The 6889-nt window shown below is 45.9% G+C and carries 10 protein-coding genes; 2 read left to right on the top strand and 8 right to left on the bottom strand.

The annotated features are described in order from the left end of the window. A partial coding sequence (locus tag V6C93_RS20380) for a PAS domain S-box protein (protein WP_333478504.1) occupies positions 1-1274 on the bottom strand: 1274 nt, incomplete at its 3' end. 429 nt (positions 1275-1703) lie between these two features. Here V6C93_RS20380 and V6C93_RS20375 point away from each other — a divergent pair. Together V6C93_RS20375 and V6C93_RS20370 are read left to right on the top strand one after the other, a co-directional pair. Further along, the gene (locus tag V6C93_RS20375; RefSeq protein WP_333478503.1) at positions 1704-2621 is read left to right on the top strand and encodes a sugar ABC transporter permease; all 918 of its coding nucleotides are present in this window, start codon (positions 1704-1706) and stop codon (positions 2619-2621) included. Positions 2622-2805: 184 nt separating this feature from the next. Then, a complete protein-coding gene (locus V6C93_RS20370; protein WP_333478502.1) occupies positions 2806-2940 on the top strand; it encodes an isochorismate synthase in 135 nt (44 codons plus the stop codon). Between the two features lie 357 nt (positions 2941-3297). On the opposite strand, the gene V6C93_RS20365 is transcribed toward V6C93_RS20370, so the two are convergent. The 7 genes from V6C93_RS20365 to V6C93_RS20335 all read right to left on the bottom strand — a co-directional run bounded on the left by V6C93_RS20365 (position 3298) and on the right by V6C93_RS20335 (position 5991). Beyond that, complete coding sequence (locus tag V6C93_RS20365; RefSeq protein ID WP_015180183.1) at positions 3298-3417, bottom strand: photosystem II reaction center protein J; 120 nt, start codon at positions 3415-3417, stop codon at positions 3298-3300. A 48-nt stretch (positions 3418-3465) separates the two neighbouring features. Then, entirely contained in the window at positions 3466-3588 is a 123-nt protein-coding gene (locus V6C93_RS20360; protein WP_333478501.1) for a photosystem II reaction center protein L, read from the bottom strand. A gap of 11 nt (positions 3589-3599) precedes the next feature. Then, complete coding sequence (psbF, locus tag V6C93_RS20355) at positions 3600-3734, bottom strand: cytochrome b559 subunit beta (RefSeq protein WP_015180181.1); 135 nt, start codon at positions 3732-3734, stop codon at positions 3600-3602. Positions 3735-3755: 21 nt separating this feature from the next. Next, on the bottom strand, positions 3756-4004 hold the full coding sequence (psbE, locus tag V6C93_RS20350; protein ID WP_333478500.1) for a cytochrome b559 subunit alpha: 249 nt from the start codon (positions 4002-4004) through the stop codon (positions 3756-3758). 88 nt (positions 4005-4092) lie between these two features. Then, a complete protein-coding gene (locus V6C93_RS20345) occupies positions 4093-5097 on the bottom strand; it encodes a photosynthesis system II assembly factor Ycf48 (RefSeq protein ID WP_349262778.1) in 1005 nt (334 codons plus the stop codon). 108 nt (positions 5098-5205) lie between these two features. Then, the gene (locus tag V6C93_RS20340; RefSeq protein WP_333478498.1) at positions 5206-5553 is read right to left on the bottom strand and encodes a rubredoxin; all 348 of its coding nucleotides are present in this window, start codon (positions 5551-5553) and stop codon (positions 5206-5208) included. A gap of 258 nt (positions 5554-5811) precedes the next feature. Continuing rightward, complete coding sequence (locus tag V6C93_RS20335; protein ID WP_333478497.1) at positions 5812-5991, bottom strand: hypothetical protein; 180 nt, start codon at positions 5989-5991, stop codon at positions 5812-5814. Positions 5992-6889 lie beyond the last annotated feature (898 nt).

Genomic DNA, 6889 nt, shown 5'->3' with positions numbered 1-6889 from the left:
ACCCACTTCTGTTCTCCGATCGCTGTGGTGATGCGATATTCTAACTGATAAGGTTGGTTTTGCTGGAGAGCCGATCGCACTTCATGCCTAACGCGATCGCGATCGTCTGGATGAATAATGGCGTTTAATGAAGTCTTCCGGCTGTTGATTAAGTCTCCAGGGTGGTAACCCGTGAGATTGAAACAACCTTCGCTGACAAACTCCATTGTCCAGTCCCAATCCAGGCGACAACGATAAGCCATCCCCGGAAGGTTACTCATCAAGGTTGAGAGAGCGCGTTTGCTCTCAGACAAGGCCTCCTCTGCCTGTTTGTGGCTGGTGATGTCAAATGCACTGACTAAGACTGCCGATTGTCCTTGAAAATTAATGATTCTCGTCGTGGCATCGAGCCAACGAGCTTTACCCATTTTTGTGAGAATCTTGACTTCGGAGCGACTCTTGACCAGAGATTGGGAGTTGGAACTGAGGGAGGGATGAGATAATACTGTCTCCCCATCTTCTTCTGTTCCCCTCCAATCCTCCAGTCCCTTGAGCGACTCACTGGCTGGGTAGGCCGCGTTCCATTGTCGCCAAAGGGCGTGGTAGTCTGGATGCAACAAATCCCAGACGCTCATCCCGAGTAACTCGGCCTCAGAGTAATCGGTAATCGTACAGAGTGCCGAATTGGCATAGCACACTTGAGAGTCCTGATAAATAAACGTGGCAGCTGCCAGCGTTTCTGCCAGTGTGCAAAACTTGACCTCGCTTTCACACCAAGCTGTCGTGAGCAGTGGCGCTTGGTAGGGGGTAATGTTCTCAAACGTCCCCAGCATCGCTGATTCGCCGTTAAAGCTCAGCCATTGGAATGAGACAGAACTCCACACAGGTGTGCCATCGACCTTTTGCATTCTGACTTTGTAATGGCGCAAGTCCCTCTGACTGGTAAAAACTTGCAACAATGTCTGCCAGTCAGCGGGGTCATAGTAAAAGTCTAGGGTATAGTGATCGCCTCGGCTAATATGGGCGGTGCGATCGCTAATTTCCTGAATCTCAAGGCCAAAGGTCGTGCAAAAAGCATCGTTCGCATAGAGAATCGCACCATCTGAAAACTGAGAGATGACTAAGGGAACTGGGAGCGCTTTGAATAAAGCTTGCCAAAAATGGTCTTGGTTCTCACCAACCACCCGTTGTGCTGGCTGGGACGGTTTTGAAAGGGTTCCTTGTGCGATCGTAGCTGGTTCCACTGCTATAGTTGGCTCAAATAAACGACTGTGCCTTACCTCTAAATGCTCCATGCTTTTTGAATGCTCCCATAAATGACAGCTCCGATTAGCTGGAGGTAAACTCCAGCCTCAAGTCGCTAACTTGTATCTACAAAGGTAGTGACTTTAGTAACGATAGATAGCACCTTGAAGCAAAGTAAAATTTTGCCTGGAACAGAAAGCGCTGTAATTCCCGCGCTCACTCTGAAACATAAAACCTGCTAAAACCGCAAACAAGCCAGCTTCGTAGGGCTCAGCTCTGCTGTTTGCCAAGATATTGCCGTTAAAATTACAAGATTACACTAGCTTCCATACCTATAAACTGTTAAATAAGCTACACTTTTTTTCTGTTATCAGCAGCACGTTGTTTAGATGAAGCTAGCGGCAAAAGTTATCCGTCAGCTTTAACTGATAGCAACTACTGTGTAATCTAACAATTTTGTGATTGGCTGACATTCTGGAATGCACAAAAATTTAGTTCTGACAAATAGACATCTCACTCCCTACCTGTTTTTATTGCCCGCCCTCGTCATCTTAGGGCTAACTGTATTTTGGCCTGCTCTTCAAGCGTTTTACCTGAGTTTTACAAGATATGAATACGATCTCACTCAAACACCGCAATGGATTGGTTTAGCGAACTTCCAGCGTCTATGGACAGAGTTTTGGGTCATCGGTTCAGTGTTTCGGAAGACGATGGTGAACACGTTGTTGTATCTCATCATCGTCGTACCAATTTTAGTCATCGTTCCCCTAGGTCTGGCACTATTAGTGAACCAGAAGCTGAGGGGAATGAACTGGTTTCGAGCAGCTTTTTATACACCCGTGGTGATTTCAATGGTTGTTGCTGGGATTGCCTGGAAGTGGCTTTATGCAGAAAACGGTCTTTTCAATCAAGTTCTAGGGCAACTGGGATTAAAAGAGGGTATTCCCTGGTTAACTAGCCCAAAATGGGCAATTTTTAGCGTGATGGCGGTAACCGTGTGGAAAGGCTTAGGCTACTACATGGTGATTTATCTGGCTGGTTTACAATCGATTCCGGCTGAACTCTACGAAGCGGCGGCTATTGATGGTTCAGATGGCTACTTAAAGCATTGGGATATTACTGTGCCATTGATGCGACCTTACCTCGTTTTGGTTGCTGTGATTTCTGCCATTTCCGCAACGAAAGTGTTTGAAGAAATTTACATTATGACCCAAGGAGGCCCACGTAATAGTTCCAAAACCGTTGTTTACTATCTCTATGAGCAAGCCTTTTCTGAACTGGAAATCAGCTATGCTTGCACAATTGGACTCGTGTTGTTTTTAGCCATTTTGGGATTATCGGTTTTAAATCTGAAGTTATCAGGAGGGCGGATTAGCGATGCGATCGCCAAGCGTTAGCGAGAGTAATATATCTTGAAAACTTTTTGAAATAACACTGTGTAAAGTAAAGAACCGTAAGCTTTTCCTCTACTGACGAGAAACCCGGTTAAAATAAAGAGGTAAAGAGAAAAATCCGCTTAAAGGAAGCGAGGAATTTTTAGTTTTTCTTCATTAATAACTTTTACAACAGGGAGGAAAAGCTATGTCTATCTTCAAGTGGTTGCAAGAAGCACTTCAATATATCGGGGAAGGAGTAGGAAGAATTTTCCGCCCTAATGATGATGAATATCCCAATATAGGTGTTCAGCCCTACGGGGGCGACTCTTTTGAGGACTAAGCCTAAAATATACTAGAAGGGGCGTACACCTATACGCCCCTTCTGGTAACTTTGGAACAGGCGAGGCCGTCTATAGCCCTTCTCGATTGGATGTGTGCTGCACTCTGACCTCTCTACTATCAGGAGAGAGGATTTGATTCTCATATCATGTCCGAAATGCTTTTATTAAGGGTACTCAACCGGAGATCATATTACTCCCCTTCCAGCTAAAAATATTATTCTTTTTCCCTCTTATCCCCCCGATGCGGGGAGAGGTGGATTAAAATACCGCCTATTTTACTGAAATAGGCGGTATATACTTTTGATGTCAAACAAGCATCAAATTAATTTCTGATTAACCTCAGCTTGGTTAGGAACCTACAGCGAGGAACCTAGTCCTGCGTAGGCACCGTAAAAGAAAATACCAAGAATTACGATTACACCTGTTCCCGCAACTGTGGCAACAATCCACAAGGGAATTTTTCCTGTTCCAGCCATAACCTTTATCTCCTAATTCAACACAACAAAACTTACCATCACGTCCAGTTAATTAAAGAAATAACTGGAAAACAGAATACCGAGAACAAAAACGAGTAATAGACCTAAGTAAAGCGAAGTCCGGTTAAGTTCAACCGGCTGGTTATTCGGATTGGGAGCTCTTTCTGGCATCGTTGTTTCTCCTAGCGTTGGATAAACTGCATAGCTGCGATCGCACCTAAAAAGAAAACGGTAGGCACGCCCAACGTATGAACAGCTAGCCATCTAACTGTAAAAATTGGATAAGAAATGGGTTGATTGGGAGTATTACCTGTCATTGTCTTAAACCTGTTTTAGAATTACTTACCTGAGAATTGCTGGATTTGCTGTTTGGCTTCGTAGCGATCGCTTAAAATGGGTGCTTCCACACGATCTGGGGGGAAATACTCATTAGGACGAGGGGTTCCGAAAACGTCGTAAGCCAGACCTGTACTAACAAATAGCCAGCCAGCAATAAACAAAGCGGGAATAGTGATACTGTGAATTACCCAGTAACGAACACTTGTAATAATGTCCCCAAAAGGACGTTCTCCAGTTGAACCTGACACAGCTATTGCCTCCTTCCTTTCAACAATTGAAAACTCAATAACTATAATACGAAATCGGCTTACATGGCTTCAAGCGATTTCATTTGTTTTAAGCTGCTTGTGAAGATGGCTCATACCTTAACAAGACACCCTTCTGACCAATGATAAATCCCCGCTCTGGTGTTACAAAAACAATTTTGTAAAAATTGGCGGGTACATTTTCAATTTCGCGGTCTTTTTGCCAGGTTTTGCCACCATCAAAACTACAAAGCAAATTCCCACTACCACCAGCGACCCAAATTTCTTCAGGTGTACGGTAGGCTAGGTCGAGGAATCCCCAGCTGGTTGAAAATTCTGGATTTTGAGACTCATCCCAGGTTTCTGGGTCTTCAGGGCGACTAAACTGCACTTGGCCTCCCCGCGCCAGTAACCAAAGACGCCCATCTTTTCCGTATCCCATACTTTGAAGACGCCTGGAACTATTGCGGTTATGCTGTACCCAAGCATTTTGACCGGGTTCCCAAGTCGAGAAGAAGTTCCCTCTAGCGGAAACAGCAATGTATTTGCCATCTTCTGATCGGGAAATGTTCCGGACAACACCCACGGCTTCTTCCACCATGGCTTTCCAAGTCTGACCGCTATCTTTTGTTTGATAAATCGCTCCGACCGTGGTCGTCATTTCGGCGGATTGGGGACCCAGAGCCAAGATGGTATTAGGCAAACCGGGTAACTTTTCGCTCAAGGGTATGCGAGACCAAGAGGCCCCGCTGTCGGTTGTATGCAGTAGGATTGAGGGTTCCCCCACAATCCAGCCTTCGTCACCGACAAAGCTAACAGATGTGAAGCGATAGTTTGTCTCTCCCAGCTCCAGACCTTTTTCTTGCCAGGTTTTACCGCCATCTTTTGTTTCTAAAAGAGTGGCATTACTCCCTACAGCCCATCCATGATTCAGGTCACCTGTAAAACCAACGTCCTGTAAGGTCGATTCCGTCGATGTGGACACAAGCTGCCAAGGATTATAACTTACGGATGGAACTTTACTACAGCTGACACAAAAGAAGGCAAGTACTAATAATATTACAATTTGTTTCAGCTTATTCATCAAATCGCTCATAAACTCCAGAACTGGTCATTGGTCAGGCAAAAGTCAAAAGTTAAAAGCCCAAAGTCATTGCTCCCCCAGTCCCCAGTCCCCTAGACTTCTGGGTCAACTGTGCCGAGATTAGCCCAAACCGTAGAGACTGAGAAAGAACAAAAAGGCTACAGCCAAAGCCCCAAAAATTAACAGGTTTTTTTGTCCTGGGGTCAAACGGTTGACACCCAATCCATAATTCAGGTTCTCTTGAAACCCAGAAGGAGCGCCACTCGAACCAATATTCTCAAACTGAGCAGTCCGAACACCGCAGACGGGGCAACGCCAGTCAGTGGGCAACTCTTCAAAAGGCGTCCCTGGAGGAACATTATGATTACTATCTCCCTTACTTGGCTCATAGACGTAGCCGCAAGAGCGGCATTCATAACGACTTGGCGCTGTCTCAGCAAGGGTTTGCTCTTTGGCTTGCTCGCTCATCGCTCACAGTTACAATCAGGACGCAAATCTTAAAATGTATGTTAAAAAAATTATCGCACAGATGAACCACTTTCCTACCTAAGCGAGAAGTCCTGTACAATCTAGGCGAAGGATATTCGTTGCGCCGCAAGAGCTGACGCCTTTTCTTGGAGCGATCGCACCCTGCCACTGAGACGGTGACGACAGCCGAGCGCTACAGTGAGCGCTCTCAGATTCTTAAAACTTCGGCAGTCATCTGTTGCCTATTTATGCGAGAACTCAATCAGCGATCGCACCCTTGCCCCTAGTGCAGCGCCGCAGAAGTTGTTGATCACTTCTTAATCGTCCCGTTACGTTATCTAGCGTATCAGCTTGACATGGCTTGTCGTAGATTGAAGCGAGGTGTGGCATTGACCAGGGTTGTCTGCGCGATCGCCACAAAGCCAGCCCTTGAATCAATACCTATGATTGCTTTTAACAATACTCCTGCTAAGTTCCTCAAATTAAGACAAAACAACCGAGCCTCTATAATTAAGAATGTTAAGTGCGATTCGATGTCGCACGAAAGAGTGAGTCCCCTAAGAAGGACTCCTGGCTAGTGTCCAAGCCAGTACCCGCCCGAAGGAGCGTCTGGAGCAATCTAGGGGTTTCAAAGCTAGAGGGTAAAGTGTACCCCACTTCATGGGGGCTAGGGTAAGACTGATATGGTTAGCACAAGCGAACCCTTGATGAGGCGTCGTTACTTAAGGCTGCTTTGGCAGTTTTTGAGGTTTTGAAGCAACCGCCGTTTACTCGGTTGCCAAATGTAGTTCAAGGCTTAACATCTTGGATTATAGGACACCATATAACCTCCGGCGTATAAAGGGAACCTAAGTCAGTCGCATCTCAATCGTGTGGAACGAATTAACCTCCATACGCTCTTGTGGCAAAACAAACCATGAGTAAAGAGGGAGCAATCCCAATGAATACGTAGGGAGATGGGACTTCCCCAAAAAGCGAATGCCGTTATGCCGAAAGGCAAAGGGAATAAATAACCTGACGGATAGGGTACATACCCACCCGAAAGGGGGCAGACGTGGGGAAGGGTACCTTTAGCCTGGAAAGCTTGAAGGGTAATGAGCCTGGGGGAAAAGTTGGATACGAGACGTAGAAATACGGTTCGTAAGCGTAAGCCCAGGAGAGCTTATAGGTCAAATCCAAGGAGAATTTAAGGCAATGCCTGAATACTACCTGAAAAACTGCTCTAGTTATCCGATGGAGGTGGAGTACAGGCTAAAGACCAGGAGCCGGATGCTTTGAAAGTTGCACGTCCGGTACTGCGAGGGGGAAAATACGCAAGTATCTACCTATCTCGACA

Source organism: Allocoleopsis sp. (genome assembly GCF_036703385.1).
In the GTDB taxonomy this organism is placed as follows: Bacteria; Cyanobacteriota; Cyanobacteriia; order Cyanobacteriales; family Coleofasciculaceae; genus Allocoleopsis.
This window is presented reverse-complemented; position numbering and strand designations above follow the sequence as displayed.